This is a genomic window from Fictibacillus sp. b24, assembly GCF_030348825.1.
Classification (GTDB): domain Bacteria; phylum Bacillota; class Bacilli; order Bacillales; family Fictibacillaceae; genus Fictibacillus.
In genome coordinates this window covers 2,118,077-2,134,921 of sequence record NZ_JAUCES010000005.1, presented here as the reverse complement: position 1 = coordinate 2,134,921, position 16,845 = coordinate 2,118,077, and the positions used below count along the sequence as shown (strand labels likewise).

The following is a 16,845-nucleotide window of genomic DNA, read 5'->3' as shown; positions in this document are numbered from 1 at the left end:
TATACGATGGAATTGACGCAATATCTTGACATATTCATTGATGAAAGCAAAGAACATCTACAAGCTATCAATCAACAGGTGCTGCTGCTGGAAAAATCACCAGAAGAGCTGTCGATCGTAAATGAAATATTCCGGTCTGCGCATACATTAAAAGGGATGTCTGCAACAATGGGATATGAAGATCTAGCTAGTTTAACGCATTGCATGGAAAACGTTCTTGATGCGATACGAAATAAAAAGATACCTGTAACACCTGCTGTACTAGATGTCCTTTTTGTATCGCTAGATCACTTAGAAGCGATGGTAGTTGAAATTTCTGAAGGCGGTAACGGTAAACGGGACGTGTCAGATACGGTAAGAGATCTAGAAGCATTAGAAAATGGTGAATCACCAACGCCTGCGTCAAATTCCAAGAGAAGTGATACTGAGAGTTCACAAAGATATGATCAGTACGAAAAACAGATCATTCTTCAATCACTAGAACAAGGTTTTCACGCCTATGAGCTGTCAATATCATTACGTGAAGATTGCATTCTAAAAGCAGCAAGAGTTTATATGGTTTTTGAAGTGATTGAGCAAATCGGTGAGATTATTAAAACTATGCCAGCTGTTGACATGCTTGAAGCAGAGCAGTTTGAAACGAGCTTTAACCTTTCCGTCCTCGCGAAAGAGTCAGCACAAGATATAAAAGAACGTATTTTAAAAGTTTCTGAGATCGAACTGGTAGAAGTGTCAGAGATTGCTGCACATAAATTGAATGCCTCATCTGCTGAAGAAAGTAAAGAGAACCAAGAATCAGAACTAGTTGCAAACAATGAAAATAAAAAAGAAGAAACACAACAAAATGCAAGTGCTGCTGGGTCGGGTAAAACAATCCGCGTAAATATTGAAAGACTTGATCAGCTTATGAATTTATTTGAGGAACTCGTAATCGATCGCGGACGTCTAGAAGAAATTTCGAAATCCTTGAGAAGTTCTGATTTAAACGAGACAGTTGAACGCATGTCTAGAGTATCAGGCGATCTTCAAAATATCATCTTAACGATGCGTATGGTACCTGTAGAACAAGTCTTTAACCGATTCCCAAGGATGGTTAGAGGGCTAGCAAAAGATTTAGGCAAGAAAGTAAACTTGGAAATTGTAGGAGCTGAAACAGAACTAGATCGAACTGTAATTGATGAAATCGGTGACCCGCTTGTACATTTGCTTAGAAACTCTATTGACCATGGAATTGAAAACCCTTCTGTAAGGTCATCCAATGGCAAGAATGATACGGGAACCATTTACTTAAGATCGTATCACAGCGGTAACCATGTGTTTATTGAGATTGAAGATGATGGAGCGGGTATCAATAAACAAAAAGTAATAGAAAAAGCATTAGAGAACGGAATCATCACGAAAGAAATGTCTGAAAATTTGAGCGATAAACAGTGTTTTGAATTGTTGTTCGCTTCTGGATTTTCAACGGCTGATGTAATATCCGATATTTCTGGCCGTGGAGTTGGACTGGATGTAGTTAAGAACAAGATCGAGTCGTTAGGCGGATCGATATCTGTAGATTCAACGGCTGGGTTTGGAACAATCTTCTCGATTCAGCTTCCGTTAACATTATCGATTATGTCAGTCATGCTTGTTGAAATTCAACAAGAAAAATATGCGATCCCGTTATCGTCCATTATTGAGACAGCCATTATTAAAAAAGAAGAGATTCTGTCCGCGCATAATCAAAAAGTTATTGATTTCCGTGGAAAAGTCGTGCCGCTCGTTAACATGAAAGAAATTTTTGAAGTTCCGTTAACAAATGAAAAGAGCCAGCACGTACCTGTAGTGGTCGTAAGAAAAGGGGACAAAATGGCAGCATTAGTTGTTGATTCGTTTATCGGACAGCAAGAAATCGTTTTAAAATCACTTGGCCAATATTTAACGTCCGTGTTCGCTATCTCAGGCGCAACGATTCTAGGAGACGGACAAGTAGCTTTAATTCTTGATTGCAATGCACTTATAAAATAATTCTTTTCAAAATGCTCTTTCATAATGGCTCTTATCAATTAGAGTGTTGCTTTTGGATTGGTTTTGTAAAAAAACTTCAATGAAAGTTGATTGGAGCGTAAGGTGCGAGACTCCTGCGGGACAAGCGGTCAGAATGAAAAGTGGAAGTGGCTCGTTCAGCCCCGACAAGCAAAAGATCAATGGGCTAGGAAGGCGCACTTTGCCTTCTTGACCATTTAACTTTTGACCTCGAGGGGCTAGCCACTGTAACTAGACAGGTGAGACCCTTAAAGGCGCAAAGCGGCAAGGGGCTCACCGCCTGCCCCGCGGAAAGCGAGCAACCTGAAGCGGAAATCAACCACTTTCAACAGCAAAAAAGAGATTGCTAAATTAATCAAAAAGGTGGTTAATCCAGATGACGAACGAAGAAAAAGTAATCATTTTTCAATTAAAAGACGAAGAATACGCGGTCCCTGTTCAGCACGTGAAATCAATAGAACGAATGCAGCACATTACGAGAATTCCTAGAACTGTAGATTTTGTTAAAGGTGTAATAAACCTTCGAGGTGTTGTAACTCCGATTATCGACTTGCGTTTGCGTTTTGATATTGAAGAAGAAATATATACAGACACAACACGAATCATTATTGTTTCGGTTGGTACGATAGAGGCTGGATTAATTGTGGATGCTGCCAATGATGTTATTGACCTTGATAAAGAATCGATCGAACCGCCGCCTGAAGTCGTAGGTGGTGTTGATGCTGAGTACATACAAGGTGTAGCGAAGATTGAAAAAAGACTGGTTATCCTGCTAAATCTTGTGAAAGTTTTGAATCCAGAAAAGCTCGATGTTCAAACTGCTAAGGAAAGTCTTAATTAAAATGGATTTTTCAAAGATTCAGCCTATCCATTTAGATATTTTGCGTGAGATAGGAAACATTGGAGCAGGTCATGCGGCTACAGCGTTATCCAAGATGCTGAACAAAGCGGTTGATATGAAAGTTCCTTCAGTGAATGTAATCTCATTTGAAGAAATATCTGAGATGGTTGGTGGAGCTGAGAATGTTGTAGCCTCTGTTTTCTTACGAATTGTTGGTGATGCTCCGGGATGTATGTTTTTTATGCTGCCGATTGAACAAGCTGAATTACTTCTTGAAGACCTGTTAGGAGGACAGACGGTACAGTTGGCAGGCGGTAATGTTTCAGAGATCTCACTCTCTGCGCTTCAGGAAGTTGGAAACATTCTTTCCGGTTCATATCTTACTTCGTTTTCTGATTTTACAGGTCTGAATTTGCAGCCTTCTGTACCTGCTACAAGTATTGACATGGCGGGTGCAATCTTAAGCTTTGGATTGTTTGAAATTTCAACGGTAAGTGATTATGCCATTGTAATAGATACTGCTTTTACGGATATTGAAAAACATGATGATGTTAAAGGACACTTTTTCTTACTGCCAGACCCTGAGTCATTCTCAAAAATTTTTCTAGCATTAGGAGTTCCGTTGGATGAGTGAAATTATAAAGGTGGGGATTGCAGATATAAATGTAGTCTCCCCTCCAGACACAATTAGAACAACTGGTCTTGGATCATGCGTAGGAGTTATATTATTTGATCAAAAAAATAAAATTGCAGGGATGGCACACATCATGCTCCCAGATTCATCTCTATCAAAAGCAACAGCATTAACTGAAGGTAAATACGCAGATACGGCTATTAAGAGTTTATATGAAATGTTAATAAAACTAGGTGCGAACGAGAATACGCTTAAAGCGAAAATCGCGGGCGGCGCGCAGATGTTTCAATTTTCGTCAGGCAATGAAATGATGCGAATCGGTCCACGAAATGTAGAACGTGTAAAAGAAGAGCTTTTCACTTTAGGAATCCCGCTAATTGCAAGTGATACAGGCGGATCTAATGGAAGAACGATTGAATTTGATCCGAATAACACTTTATTAACCATTAAAACGGTGAATGCGGGTACTAAAGTAATTTAATCAGAGGAGGATTACCATGACGGAGCCATCTTTAGTAGAAGAACAATCATGCTGGCATAAGTGGAACACAAGTCGTGATCGAGAAGCAGGTGATGAATTACTTCGTGCCTATTTACCTCTGGTCAATTATCATGTACAACGAATATCCGTTGGGCTTCCTAAAAGCGTCAATAAAGATGAACTCCGATCCCTTGGTATGCTGGGGTTGTATGATGCGCTAAAAAAGTTTGAGCCGGAACGTGATCTTAAATTTGATACATATGCTTCTTTCCGTATTAGAGGTGCGATCCTGGACGGCTTAAGAAGAGAAGACTGGCTGCCAAGAAGCCTGAGAGAAAAAACAAAAAAAGTAGAAGCGGCTATTGAACGCCTAGAACAAGAAAACTTACGCTCAGTTAGCGCAAAAGAAGTAGCAGAAGAATTAGGTTTCTCCGAGAATGAAGTAACTACAGTTATGTCAGAAAGCTTTCTAGCTAATGTTCTATCAATTGATGAAGAAAACAAAGAAACAGAAAGTCGTGAGAAAGTCAGTTATACCATTGAAGATAAAAAGGCAATCACTCCAGAAAACAGCTTGCTTCAGGAAGAACTTCATAGAGAGCTCGCTCTCGTGATTAAAGAGCTATCAGAAAAAGAACAGCTCGTTGTTAGTTTATTTTACTTTGAAGAATTAACGTTAACAGAAATCGGACAAGTACTCGGGCTATCAACATCAAGAATATCTCAAATACATTCGAAAGCATTATTTAGAATAAGACAGGTTCTGCAACGCTATATGTAAGGAGTAATGATATGGATCAATGGTTTCATATAAAACGCGAAGAAAAAGATACAGTCGCTCTTTTGTTTAAAAAAGGAGTTGTGATTCCTGAAGATCAAATCACCTTTTCTGCATTAGCAGCATGGATTGAATCCAAAGGGATTAAACATGGTGTGCGAAATGAAATATTAAACTTAATTGTTGAAAACCTAGGTACCTATTCTTTTCCTGCAGAAATCGCGAAAGGAAAACTGCCTATTGATGGTATACCCGCGCAACTTATTCCTGCTTGTTTATCAGAATGTGATGTGCAAGTTGAAGAACATAAAAAAGTTGATTTTAAACGCTTATTTACCATACCTACTGCTAACTTTGGAGAAATCGTTGCAAGAAAACAAGCAGCGACAGAAGGAATACCCGGAATTACGGTTTTTGGTGAGCTTCTGCCTGCGAAAAAAGGGAAGGATCTTCATATAAAAAATGGAGAGAATACGGTTTTTAATGCTGAGGATTTATGTGTGTATGCTTCAACGAGTGGAGAAGTAACGTATCATAAAAACCTTGTCAACATCTATCCTGTTTATAAAATTCAGGGTGACGTTTCATTAAAAACAGGCCATATTGATTTTGTAGGAAATGTACATATTACAGGTGATGTCCCTTCAGGATTTAAGATCTCCGCACAAGGTGATGTGCGTATTGAAGGGGTTGTAGAGGCAGCAGAAATTGTTTCACAGGGTAATATTGTCATTGGCGGCGGAGTACTTGGTCAAGGAAAAGGCTTAATTCGCTGTGTTGGAAACTTTACTTCTCTGTACATTAGTCAAGGAACCATTTATGCAGGAGAAAACATTGAAGTCGCCCAGACGATCATGCACAGCAACTGTGAAGCGGGTAAACATGTTATATGCTTAAATGGCAAAGGAAATATTTCAGGCGGAACATGTATTGCTGGAAGTGGAATTTCAGCAAATGAAATCGGAAATGAAACGTATTCCAAAACGTTAATATATATAAAAATGAATGAAAATAATGATCGGATCAAAATCAACTATGAACAAAAGATTCTAGAACTAGAGCAAAACCTTAAGAAGCTGAACCAATTAAAAACGGTAATGGAAGACAAAAAGATGGATAGTGCGACAATCGAGAAAATCGTTAATACAATTCATCAAACTAACATTCAGCTAACAGAACTGAATGAGGAAAAAACAGCAAATCAAAACTCTGTACGATCGATTGTTATGATTAAAGGAATATTACATCCGAATGTAGAGATTGGGATCGGCAAGTACAAAAGAACAGTTCAATCCCAGTTTCAATCGGCTAAAGTATTTATGGAAGAAAAAGAAATCGTTATTCATTCCTTATAAGAAATGGATGTGGATGCTGTGAGTTTGAAATTAATCGAACTTCAAGTTGCTATTCCAAGGACAGTCGATGCAGCAAAATCAGCTACTGAAACTTTAAATAGAGGGCTTCTTCAGCAAGAACATAAATCAGAAACGATACGTAAGAAAGAAAAAATGGAATCGAAACGTGTCAATAAGAGGGCATCAGCAGAAGAAAGTATATTACATACAAAAAGTCAGCAAGAAAAAAATACAACAAGTACCAGTCATCCATTTAAAGGACAGAAAATCGATTATTCGGGATAAGGTGAAAAGCGATGTATGGATTAATTCTCTTCAGTTTATTACTAAACGTTGTTTGTTTTTATTTTTTATTTGTTTTATGGAAAAAGCTTCAAGAGCGGACTATAACTCAGGATTCAAATGTAAGTGAAGATGTAGTAGAGCTTTTAGAGCTGTTTTCTCAAGAAATGAAAGAAGAAAACGCACGATTGCATCAAATGATTTTACAATTTTCAAAACAAAATCATAAGAAGCATGATTCGATTTCCATTCAAGAAGAAGCTGAAGACGTTCACACAGACTTAGTAGAGGATATCGACCATTTACATTCTGATGAAAACAATGCTCTAAATAAGGTGTTATTATTAGCTCGACAAGGGTATAATGCTGAGGAAATTGCGAAAATGCTTAACCGAGGAAAAGGAGAAGTAGAATTACTTTTAAAATTTTACGCTTAACACCTTAAAAAGACTTGCAGAAATGGCACGAATCGTGATATATTATTTCTCGGTGTTAATCACACACGTTTGCGGATTTGAGTAATGTGGTGCTGCTAAGTCAGTTATTGCTCAAAGGTGAAACAAACGGAGGAAAAAAACCTAGGAGGTGCCATTATGGCAGTAATTTCAATGAAACAATTGTTAGAAGCTGGTGTACACTTTGGTCATCAGACTCGCCGTTGGAATCCGAAGATGTCTCGTTACATTTTCACAGAAAGAAACGGTATCTACATCATCGATCTTCAAAAGACGGTAAAGAAAGTTGAAGAATGCTACAATGTTATGCGTAACATCGCAGCTGACGGCGGAAAGATTCTTTTCGTTGGAACAAAGAAACAAGCTCAAGATTCAGTTAAAGAAGAAGCTCAACGTTCTGACATGTACTACATCAACCAACGTTGGTTAGGTGGAACTTTAACAAACTTCGGTACAATCCGCAAGCGTATCAACCGCTTGAAAGATCTTGAGAAAATGCAAGAAGACGGTACTTTCGAAGTACTTCCTAAGAAAGAAGTTATTCTTCTTAAAAAGGAAATGGAACGCCTTGAAAAGTTCCTAGGCGGAATTAAAGACATGAACAAGCTTCCAGATGCATTATTCGTAGTTGACCCTCGTAAAGAGCGCATCGCGATTGCAGAAGCTCGTAAATTAAACATTCCGATCATCGCAATCGTTGATACGAACTGTGATCCGGATGAAGTTGATCACGTTATCCCTGGTAACGATGATGCAATTCGTGCAGTTAAACTTCTAACTGGTAAAATGGCAGATGCTATCATCGAAGCTAACCAAGGTGGAGAAGAAGTAGCAGAAGCAGCTGAAGAAGAAACTACTGCTTAATTAAATGGAAATGCTCAAGGGTGGTAGAGGGGATGACCCTTTATCACCTTTTTTATGTAAAGCACACTAAAGCACTACATATCCCATAAGGAGGCAAAACACATGGCTATTACAGCACAAATGGTTAAAGAATTGCGTGAGAAAACTGGCGCAGGTATGATGGATTGTAAGAAAGCATTAACTGAAACAGATGGTAACATGGAGGCGGCAATCGACTACCTTCGTGAAAAAGGGATCGCGAAAGCTGCTAAGAAAGCTGACCGTATCGCTGCTGAAGGCTTAACTTCAGTAATCGTTGACGGTAACAAAGCAGTAATTCTTGAAGTGAACTCTGAAACTGATTTCGTTGCAAAAAACGAAAACTTCAAAAACTTGATCGCTGAATTAGGTAACCACCTATTAGCTACTGAACCAGCTTCTGTTGAAGATGCACTAGCTTCTGACTTTAACGGAACAACAGTTAATGACTACATTAACGCTGCAATTGCGAAAATTGGAGAAAAACTTACTCTTCGCCGTTTTGAAATCTTGAAAAAAGACGAGAACGCTGCATTTGGTGCATACCTTCACATGGGTGGACGTATTGGAGTTCTTTCAGTTGTTGAAGGAACAACTGAAGAAGAAGTTGCGAAAGACGTGTCAATGCACGTTGCAGCTGTAAACCCTAAGTACATCTCTCGTGACGAAGTAAGTGAAGAAGAAGTAGCTCGTGAGCGTAAAGTATTGACTGAACAAGCACTTAACGAAGGCAAGCCTGAAAACATCGTAGCTAAAATGGTTGAAGGACGTCTTGGCAAATACTTTGAAGATATTTGCTTAAACGATCAATCTTTCATTAAAGATCCAGACCAAAAAGTTGGTAAATATGTAGCTTCCAAAGGTGCTACTGTTAAAGCCTTCGTTCGTTTTGAAGTTGGAGAAGGTCTTGAAAAGCGTGAAGACAACTTCGCAGAAGAAGTAATGTCTCAAGTGAAAAAGTAAGCACAGTTTTAAAAGAGGGGAGCACGTTGTGTTCCTCTTTTTTTACAGAAATAACCTGAGTTTCTTAATGGCTGGCTATACTTTCAAAATGTTATTGCTTAAGTGATTTGCAGAACATCATTGACAAGTTGATTGGAGTGGAGGGTACGAGACTCCTGCGGGACGAGCGGTCAGGTGAGACACTTAAAGGCGCAAAGCGGCAAGTGGCTCACTGGTCGCCCCGCGGAAAGCGAGTACCTGAAACGGAAATCAACCACTTTCAGAAAGCAACGAAGCTTTTCGTTAACTAGTTAACAGCTGTTAAACCAGGTAAATACATTTTTTTAGGTGATGGAGGGACAAATGACTACTTCAAAATATAAACGAGTCGTCTTGAAATTAAGTGGAGAAGCATTAGCAGGTGAACAAACTTCAGGAATTGATCCGAAAATCGTTCAATCTATTGCTGAGCAAGTAAAAGAAATTGTTGAATTAGACGTAGAAGTTGCTGTAGTTGTAGGCGGAGGAAACCTATGGCGTGGTAAAACGGGCAGTGAGATGGGAATGGACCGTGCATCAGCAGACTACATGGGTATGCTTGCTACTGTCATGAATTCATTAGCCCTTCAAGACAGTCTTGAAAACATCGGGGTTCAAACAAGAGTCCAAACATCTATAGAAATGCGTCAGGTTGCAGAACCTTATATCAGAAGAAAAGCCATTCGTCACCTTGAAAAAAAGCGTGTTGTCATATTTGCAGCAGGAACAGGTAATCCATATTTCTCTACAGATACTACAGCCGCACTAAGAGCAGCAGAAATTGAAGCAGAAGTTATCTTAATGGCGAAGAACAATGTGGATGGTGTGTATTCAGCAGATCCAAAACTTGATGAGAATGCTGTTAAATATACAACATTATCTTATCTTGATTTATTGAAAGACGGTTTGGCAGTTATGGATACGACCGCATCGTCTTTATGTATGGACAATGACATCCCGTTAGTTGTTTTCTCTATTATGGAAGAAGGAAACATCAAACGAGCAGTTGCTGGTGAAAAAATTGGGACGGTTATAAGGGGGAAAAACTAATGGCAAAAGAAGTTTTAACTCAAGCAGAAGAAAAAATGCAAAAAGCAATTGGAGCACTACGACGCGAATATTCAACGCTTCGCGCGGGAAGAGCAAATCCTTCGTTATTAGACAGAGTGCAAGTTGATTATTATGGAACTCCAACTCCTATCAATCAGTTAGCTGGTGTAACAACTCCAGAAGCAAGACTTTTAGTTATCCAGCCTTACGATAAAACAGCTATGGCTGATATTGAAAAGGCGATTCTGAAGTCTGATCTTGGTCTTACTCCTTCAAACGATGGTCAAGTTATCCGTATTGCGATTCCTGCATTAACAGAAGAACGCAGAAAAGAACTTGTTAAACTCGTTAAAAAGTTTGCAGAAGAAGCGAAAGTTGCCCTTCGCAACGTTCGCCGTGATGCAAATGATGATCTGAAGAAACTTGAAAAAGAAGCAGAGATTACAGAAGATGAGCTTCGCCGTTATAACGACGACGTTCAAAAACTTACAGATAAATATACTTCTGAAGTTGATTCTGTAAGTTCAGTTAAAGAAAAAGAAATCATGGAAGTATAAAGCTTTTCCATGTACAATTAAATATAAAAAGCCCTCTATAAAGGGGGCTTTTTTATTAGACTTATCACCACTGTTTATCATGAGTATACGATGAACGAATGAAGTCTAGAAGATGGAGGCTTATACATGCTTGACAAGCTTTTCTTTAAGAAAAAAAGTTCTGAAACAAATACATTTAACGAAGAAAACATACCATCCCATGTAGCCATTATTATGGATGGAAATGGACGGTGGGCAAGAAAAAGAGCCCTGCCGCGTATTGCAGGACACCATGAAGGTATGAAAACAGTTAGGAAAATAGTTAAGGAATCAAATAAAATTGGGATTAAAGTACTGACACTTTACGCTTTTTCAACTGAAAATTGGAAAAGACCTCGCGAGGAGGTAGATTTCTTAATGAAGCTTCCTGGTGAATTTTTAAATACTTTTCTTCCAGATTTGATTAAAGAGAACGTACAAGTGCGAATAATGGGTAAAAAGGAACTTTTGCCGCTTCATACTATTAAAGCTGTAGATGAAGCGATAAACAAAACAAAAAACAACACAGGGTTAATTTTGAATTTTGCTCTGAATTATGGCAGTCGTGATGAAATTACAGCGGCGGTGAAAACACTTGCTTCTGAAGTGAAACAAGGTAAGTTGGAGCTCTCAGAAATCGATGAATCAATGATTGAAAAGCACTTGATGACCCACGACCTTAAAGATCCAGATCTACTAATCAGGACTAGTGGTGAAGTGCGATTGAGTAACTTTATGCTATGGCAGCTTGCGTATTCTGAATTTTGGTTTACAGATGTGTTATGGCCGGATTTTTCTGAGGAGCATTTACGAGAAGCTGTATCACAATTTGCCGGACGAGGCAGACGGTATGGCGGTGTTTAATTAAGGAGGACTTATGAAACAACGGATTATAACAGGTGTAATCGCAGCCGTTTTATTTATAGGGATTACCCTTTACGGAAGCTGGCCGTTCTCACTTTTAATACTTTTACTCACAGGGATAGGCATGTATGAATTATTGCGGATGAAAGGAATGGCGTTTTCCTTCATTGGAGGAATTGGGCTTCTTTTAGCAGTCCTGATCGCGCTTCCTCAACAATGGATGGAAAATCTTGAACCCTTTACTAAAACAGATGCCATTATACTTGCAGTTCTTCTATTACTAGTAGTAACTGTCATACAAAAAAACAAAACAGACTATAACCATATTTCTTTTGTATTATTTAGTTCGATTTATGTGGGCTTTGGTTTTTTCTACTTAGAAGAAACGAGAATCTTAGAAAATGGCGTCCAGATTTTATTTTTGATTCTATTTATGATATGGGCGACTGATTCTGGTGCTTATTTTGTCGGCAAGTCAATGGGGAAACGTAAACTATGGCCTGTTATCTCACCGAACAAAACGATAGAAGGCGCTGTTGGAGGCATTTTCTTCAGCTTATTAGTAGGTGTTATCAGCTATGCTGTACATTTTGTTGAGATGTCATTGCTTCATATATTAGTTATTTCTGTTATAGTAGGTATTTTTGGTCAAATTGGAGACTTAGCAGAATCAGCATTTAAGCGTATATATGATGTGAAAGACTCAGGTACACTCCTTCCTGGACATGGTGGCATACTAGATCGATTAGACAGTGCACTATTCGTGTTCCCGTTGCTGCACGTACTTCATTTGTTAGGATAATGGTTGGAGGTATAGAATGAAATTAGTCAGTTTATTAGGTGCTACAGGTTCAATAGGCGTTCAAACATTAGACGTGATTGCCTCTCACCCTGAACAATTCAAATTAAGTGCTATGTCTGTTGGTAAAAATATTGAAGCTGCTGAAAAAATCATTCGAGAATTCAAACCTGAAATATGTGCGGTTCAAAACGAAGAAGACGCGAGAAAACTTCAAACAAATGTTGGATCATCAACTAAAATTGTTTCAGGTATGGAAGGGCTCATCGAAGCGGCAGTTTCAACTGATTCTTCTGTTGTAGTAAATGCAGTGATCGGCAGTGTTGGGTTACTGCCTACTTTAAAAGCGATTGAGGCAAAGAAGACGATTGCTTTAGCCAATAAAGAGACACTTGTTACAGCGGGTCATCTTGTTATGGAACAAGCAAAGAAACATAACGTTTCAGTCCTTCCAGTAGATTCCGAGCATTCTGCGATCTACCAATGTCTGAATGGTGAAGATACCAACCGTGTTGAAAAACTAATTTTAACAGCTTCAGGTGGAAGTTTTAGAGATAAAACACGTGAACAATTAAAAAACGTTACAGTGCAAGAAGCATTAAATCATCCAAATTGGTCTATGGGAGCGAAAATCACCATTGATTCAGCCACAATGATGAATAAAGGTTTGGAAGTCATTGAAGCTCACTGGTTATTTTCCTTTGATTATTCCAAAATAGACGTCATTTTACATAAGGAAAGCATCATACACTCTATGGTAGAGTTTGTTGATACAAGCATCATCGCTCATCTCGGACAACCTGATATGAGAGTGCCGATTCAATACGCGCTTACATATCCCGACAGACTTGAATTAATAAATGGGAAAAGGTTAAACTTATGGGAAGTTGGACGATTGCATTTTCAAAAAATGGATTACGATCGTTTCAGATGTTTGAAACTGGCATTTGATGCAGGGATTGCAGGAGGATTAATGCCAACTGTTTTAAATGCAGCGAATGAAAAAGCAGTCGAGTTATTTTTGAACGGTCATATTACGTTTCTTGAAATAGAAGAAATGATTGAACGTGCGATGCATGAGTTGTCAAATGTCAGTACACCTGACCTTCAGACAATACAAGAAACAGATACGAGGACTCGAAAGTTTGTGGAGTCACTACTAAGTAAAGGCAGGTAATGGAAATGAACACTGTGATAGCCATTATCATCATTTTAGGGGCTTTAATTTTCTTTCATGAACTAGGACATCTTTTGCTAGCCAAACGTGCTGGTATCTTGTGCCGTGAGTTTGCAATTGGATTCGGCCCAAAAGTGTTTGCCTTCAAAAAAGGCGAAACGGTCTATACAATTCGTCTTTTGCCTCTTGGAGGATTCGTGCGGATGGCTGGTGAAGATCCAGAAGGCATTGAGCTTAAAGCAGGTCACAGAATTGGTTTAATCTTTAATGGAGCAAATGAAGTTGAGAAGATCGTCGTAAATCACCGTGATAAATATCCGGTTCAAAAAACGATTACGATCGAAAAAGCCGATTTAGATCGAGAATTATATATAACAGGTTTTGAGAATGAAGAAACGGGTTCTGAAACTTATCAAGTAAAAGAAGATGCATTATTTGTTGCAGATCATCAAGAGATGCAGATCGCTCCTTATAACCGTCAGTTCGGATCAAAGACGATCATGCAAAGAACACTTGCCATCTTTGCTGGTCCAGCAATGAACTTTTTACTTGCGTTTATTATCCTTGTAGCGTTTTCACTAATGCAAGGAATCCCAACAAATGAGTCAAGACTGGGTACTCTTCAAGAGGGTGCTGCAGCAGAAAAAGCTGGTTTGCTGCAAGGCGATAAAATCATTGCAGTTCAAGGTGAAAAGATGGATGATTGGAAAGAACTCGTTTCAGTAATTCAGCAGAATCCTGGAGAGAAGCTCATGTTTACGATCAACCGAGACGGGGAAGAAAAGGTCGTTCCTGTCACGTTGGGTACACGTAAAGGTGCTGAAAATCAAAACGAAGGTTTTATTGGAGCACATCCATTTACAGAATCATCTTTTGTTGGTTCACTTGAATATGGTGCGAAACAAACATGGTTTATGACAACAGCTATATTTACGGGGCTTGGACAGCTTATTACAGGACAGCATGGAATTGACCAGTTATCTGGACCACTTGGAATCTATGAATACACGGATCAAGCGGCAAAAGCTGGTGTATACATGTTATTACAATGGGCTGCTATTCTTAGTATTAACTTAGGAATATTCAACCTGTTGCCGCTTCCTGCTCTTGACGGAGGGCGACTCCTCTTCTTAGGAGTTGAGGCATTGAGAGGTAAACCGATCGACCCTCAAAAAGAGGGAATGGTTCATTTTATCGGATTTGCTTTTCTTATGTTATTGATGCTTGTTGTTACTTGGAATGATATACAGAAGATATTTCTTGGTTAATTAGGGATTATTTGAGGAGTAGAGATTATGAGACAAAGTCAGTTGTTTATGCCAACATTACGGGAAGTTCCTGCAGATGCTGATGTGAAAAGTCATCAGCTGCTTTTAAGAGCTGGATTTATCCGACAAAATGCAGCAGGTATTTATTCGTTCTTGCCGCTGGGGAAAAAAGTGCTCCATAAAATAGAGAACATTGTAAGAGAAGAAATGAATCGTGCCGGATCTCAAGAGATGATGATGCCGGCACTTCAGCTTGCAGAACTTTGGCAAGAAAGCGGAAGATGGTACAGCTATGGACCAGAACTGATGAGATTAAAAGATCGTCACGAACGTGATTTTGCTCTTGGAGCAACACATGAGGAAGTCATTACAAGCATAATTCGTGATGAAGTAAAATCTTATAAAAAGCTTCCACTAAATCTTTATCAAATTCAAACAAAATTCAGGGACGAGAAGCGACCACGTTTCGGTCTTCTTAGAGGAAGAGAGTTTATTATGAAAGATGCGTACTCTTTCCATGATAAACAGGAAAGTCTTGATGAAACGTACGAGGCGATGAAAGATGCATACTCCGCAATCTTCAGCCGCTGCGGATTGAACTTCCGCGCTGTTTTAGCAGATTCAGGAGCGATTGGCGGTAAAGACAACCATGAGTTCATGGTTTTATCAGATATCGGCGAAGACTTAATCGCTTATTCAAATGAATCAGATTTTGCGGCGAATATTGAAATGGCTCCTGTATTACTTAACGAAAAAAGTTCTTCAGAAAGTCCTTTAGAACTTGAAAAAGTTGAAACGAAAAATGCCAAAACGATAGAAGAAGTTTCTGAGTTCCTTAAATTTCCTTCTTCAAAAATCATTAAATCGCTGCTTTATATAGCTGACGAACAACCTGTTTTAGTTTTAGTAAGGGGCGACCATGAAGTTAACGAAATCAAGCTTAAGAATGAACTTTCAGCTTCAGATGTTGTTTTAGCTTCTGTAGAGGAAACGAAAAAGTGGTTGAACACAGAGCATGGTTCAATCGGACCAGTTTCTGTATCTGAAAAAGTAAAAATTATCGCTGATCAGGCGGTGCCTTTCATGGCAAATGCGGTTTGCGGTGCGAATGAATCAGGTTACCATTTCTTGAATGTTAATCCGAAAAGAGATTTCGAATATAGCCAATCAGCTGACATTCGTTTTGTCGTAGAGGGTGACTTGTCGCCGGATGGCAAAGGAACAATCGTTTTTGCCAAAGGAATTGAAGTCGGTCATGTGTTTAAGCTTGGAAAAGTATATAGCGAGCCGATGAAAGCTTCTTACTTAGATGAAAACGGAAAGAACCAAATTATGTCAATGGGTTGCTACGGAATTGGTGTTTCTCGTACACTAGCAGCAGTTGCTGAAGAGAATAACGATGATAAAGGCTTAATCTGGCCGTTATCTTTAACTCCATTCGATATTCACTTGATTGCTGTAAACAGCAAGAATGCCGAACAAGCAGCACTTTCTGATGAACTGTACAACCTGATAAAGAACGATGGATTCGATTGCTTGTATGATGACCGTCCTGAGCGCGCAGGTGTTAAATTTGCTGACAGTGACTTAATTGGATTGCCGATTCGTGTTATGGTAGGTAAACGAGCTTCTGAAGGTATTGTTGAAGTAAAGATCCGTAAGAGCGGAGAATCTTTTGAAGTACCTGTTTCAGAACTTAGCAGTTTTATTAAACAAGAGTGGGATAAACTTAAGAATTAATAGCATTTTTCGAAAATCTTTGTTGTACTTGTAAGTGGGTAATTTCCGTTTCAGATGCTCGCTTTCCACGGGGCGTACGGTGAGCCTCCTGCGGCTTTGCGCCATTAGGAGTCTCCACCTGACCGCTCGTCCCGTAGGACAAGGAAGTCTTCGGCAGCGAGACATCGCACGAAGAAAATTTGAAGTGCAATTTTCGAGGAGTCTCGCATCTTACACTCCAATCAACTTGCAAAGAAGCATTTAAACCATTTAATTCTAAATTTCTACCAATTACGAAAATAATAAAACGATATTTTCTAAAGGATTGTTGTTTTCGAATGTTGTCTTCTATGATTAATGATTGTAGTGCAAGGTGCGAGACTCCTGCGGGACAGGCGGGCAGGTGAGACACTTAAGAGTGAAACGTCTAAATGTGGCTCACCGCCTGCCCCGCGGAAAGCGAGCAGCCTGGAACGGAAATCATTTACTCCCAAAAGCAACATCGTTTGCGAAAACAGCCAAATGGAAAGAGGAGGCACCTCTCGTACAAGAGGTGCCTTTCTCTTTGTACTTTTACGATAATCTGGAAAAATCAATGTGATGAAAACGCGGTAATATCAATCATTCGTATAGTATAATAAAAGGGTACAAACGTATGGAAACGTACGTTAGTTGA

At 39.1% G+C, this 16,845-nt stretch carries 20 protein-coding genes; 19 read left to right on the top strand and 1 reads right to left on the bottom strand.

Features of this window, described 5'->3' with window-relative positions:
• Positions 1 to 6 precede the first annotated feature (6 nt).
• The 18 genes from QUF49_RS10940 (at position 7) to QUF49_RS10855 (ending at position 16,190) form a co-directional block, all read left to right on the top strand.
• Positions 7 to 2,010, top strand: coding sequence for a chemotaxis protein CheA (locus tag QUF49_RS10940; protein ID WP_289495679.1), 2,004 nt, complete (start codon positions 7 to 9; stop codon positions 2,008 to 2,010).
• A 394-nt stretch (positions 2,011 to 2,404) separates the two neighbouring features.
• On the top strand, positions 2,405 to 2,869 hold the full coding sequence (locus tag QUF49_RS10935) for a chemotaxis protein CheW (protein WP_289495678.1): 465 nt from the start codon (positions 2,405 to 2,407) through the stop codon (positions 2,867 to 2,869).
• 1 nt (position 2,870) lies between these two features.
• Complete coding sequence (locus QUF49_RS10930) at positions 2,871 to 3,503, top strand: chemotaxis protein CheC (RefSeq protein WP_289495677.1); 633 nt, start codon at positions 2,871 to 2,873, stop codon at positions 3,501 to 3,503.
• On the top strand, positions 3,496 to 3,984 hold the full coding sequence (locus tag QUF49_RS10925; protein ID WP_289495676.1) for a chemotaxis protein CheD: 489 nt from the start codon (positions 3,496 to 3,498) through the stop codon (positions 3,982 to 3,984). The genes QUF49_RS10930 and QUF49_RS10925 overlap by 8 nt, the downstream gene beginning before the upstream one ends.
• Positions 3,985 to 4,000: 16 nt before the next feature.
• Positions 4,001 to 4,765 carry a FliA/WhiG family RNA polymerase sigma factor gene (locus QUF49_RS10920; protein ID WP_289495675.1) on the top strand — a complete coding sequence of 255 codons (765 nt, stop codon included), beginning with the start codon at positions 4,001 to 4,003 and terminating at the stop codon, positions 4,763 to 4,765.
• 11 nt (positions 4,766 to 4,776) lie between these two features.
• Complete coding sequence (locus QUF49_RS10915) at positions 4,777 to 6,117, top strand: DUF342 domain-containing protein (protein WP_289495674.1); 1,341 nt, start codon at positions 4,777 to 4,779, stop codon at positions 6,115 to 6,117.
• 24 nt (positions 6,118 to 6,141) lie between these two features.
• Positions 6,142 to 6,402, top strand: a complete 261-nt coding sequence (locus tag QUF49_RS10910) for a hypothetical protein (RefSeq protein WP_289495673.1) — start codon at positions 6,142 to 6,144, stop codon at positions 6,400 to 6,402.
• 11 nt (positions 6,403 to 6,413) lie between these two features.
• Positions 6,414 to 6,836, top strand: coding sequence for a DUF6115 domain-containing protein (locus tag QUF49_RS10905; protein WP_289495672.1), 423 nt, complete (start codon positions 6,414 to 6,416; stop codon positions 6,834 to 6,836).
• Positions 6,837 to 6,992: 156 nt separating this feature from the next.
• Positions 6,993 to 7,718, top strand: coding sequence for a 30S ribosomal protein S2 (rpsB, locus tag QUF49_RS10900; protein ID WP_066393720.1), 726 nt, complete (start codon positions 6,993 to 6,995; stop codon positions 7,716 to 7,718).
• A gap of 102 nt (positions 7,719 to 7,820) precedes the next feature.
• Positions 7,821 to 8,699 carry a translation elongation factor Ts gene (tsf, locus tag QUF49_RS10895; RefSeq protein ID WP_289495671.1) on the top strand — a complete coding sequence of 293 codons (879 nt, stop codon included), beginning with the start codon at positions 7,821 to 7,823 and terminating at the stop codon, positions 8,697 to 8,699.
• Between the two features lie 128 nt (positions 8,700 to 8,827).
• The gene (locus tag QUF49_RS10890; protein ID WP_289495670.1) at positions 8,828 to 8,989 is read left to right on the top strand and encodes a hypothetical protein; all 162 of its coding nucleotides are present in this window, start codon (positions 8,828 to 8,830) and stop codon (positions 8,987 to 8,989) included.
• A 52-nt stretch (positions 8,990 to 9,041) separates the two neighbouring features.
• Entirely contained in the window at positions 9,042 to 9,767 is a 726-nt protein-coding gene (gene pyrH / locus QUF49_RS10885) for a UMP kinase (protein WP_066240860.1), read from the top strand.
• Positions 9,767 to 10,324, top strand: coding sequence for a ribosome recycling factor (gene frr / locus QUF49_RS10880; protein ID WP_289495669.1), 558 nt, complete (start codon positions 9,767 to 9,769; stop codon positions 10,322 to 10,324). The genes pyrH and frr overlap by 1 nt, the downstream gene beginning before the upstream one ends.
• A 126-nt stretch (positions 10,325 to 10,450) precedes the next feature.
• Entirely contained in the window at positions 10,451 to 11,206 is a 756-nt protein-coding gene (locus QUF49_RS10875; RefSeq protein ID WP_289495668.1) for an isoprenyl transferase, read from the top strand.
• Between the two features lie 13 nt (positions 11,207 to 11,219).
• The gene (locus QUF49_RS10870; RefSeq protein WP_289495667.1) at positions 11,220 to 12,008 is read left to right on the top strand and encodes a phosphatidate cytidylyltransferase; all 789 of its coding nucleotides are present in this window, start codon (positions 11,220 to 11,222) and stop codon (positions 12,006 to 12,008) included.
• A 16-nt stretch (positions 12,009 to 12,024) separates the two neighbouring features.
• Complete coding sequence (gene dxr, locus QUF49_RS10865; protein WP_289495666.1) at positions 12,025 to 13,182, top strand: 1-deoxy-D-xylulose-5-phosphate reductoisomerase; 1,158 nt, start codon at positions 12,025 to 12,027, stop codon at positions 13,180 to 13,182.
• A 5-nt stretch (positions 13,183 to 13,187) separates the two neighbouring features.
• The gene (gene rseP / locus QUF49_RS10860; RefSeq protein WP_289495665.1) at positions 13,188 to 14,450 is read left to right on the top strand and encodes an RIP metalloprotease RseP; all 1,263 of its coding nucleotides are present in this window, start codon (positions 13,188 to 13,190) and stop codon (positions 14,448 to 14,450) included.
• 27 nt (positions 14,451 to 14,477) lie between these two features.
• A complete protein-coding gene (locus QUF49_RS10855) occupies positions 14,478 to 16,190 on the top strand; it encodes a proline--tRNA ligase (protein ID WP_289495664.1) in 1,713 nt (570 codons plus the stop codon).
• On the opposite strand, the gene QUF49_RS10850 is transcribed toward QUF49_RS10855, so the two are convergent.
• Positions 16,180 to 16,308, bottom strand: coding sequence for a hypothetical protein (locus tag QUF49_RS10850; RefSeq protein WP_289495663.1), 129 nt, complete (start codon positions 16,306 to 16,308; stop codon positions 16,180 to 16,182). The genes QUF49_RS10855 and QUF49_RS10850 overlap by 11 nt on opposite strands.
• 234 nt (positions 16,309 to 16,542) lie before the next feature.
• Here QUF49_RS10850 and QUF49_RS10845 point away from each other — a divergent pair, with 234 nt between their 5' ends.
• The gene (locus QUF49_RS10845; protein ID WP_289495662.1) at positions 16,543 to 16,770 is read left to right on the top strand and encodes a hypothetical protein; all 228 of its coding nucleotides are present in this window, start codon (positions 16,543 to 16,545) and stop codon (positions 16,768 to 16,770) included.
• The last annotated feature ends 75 nt before the right edge of the window (positions 16,771 to 16,845 follow it).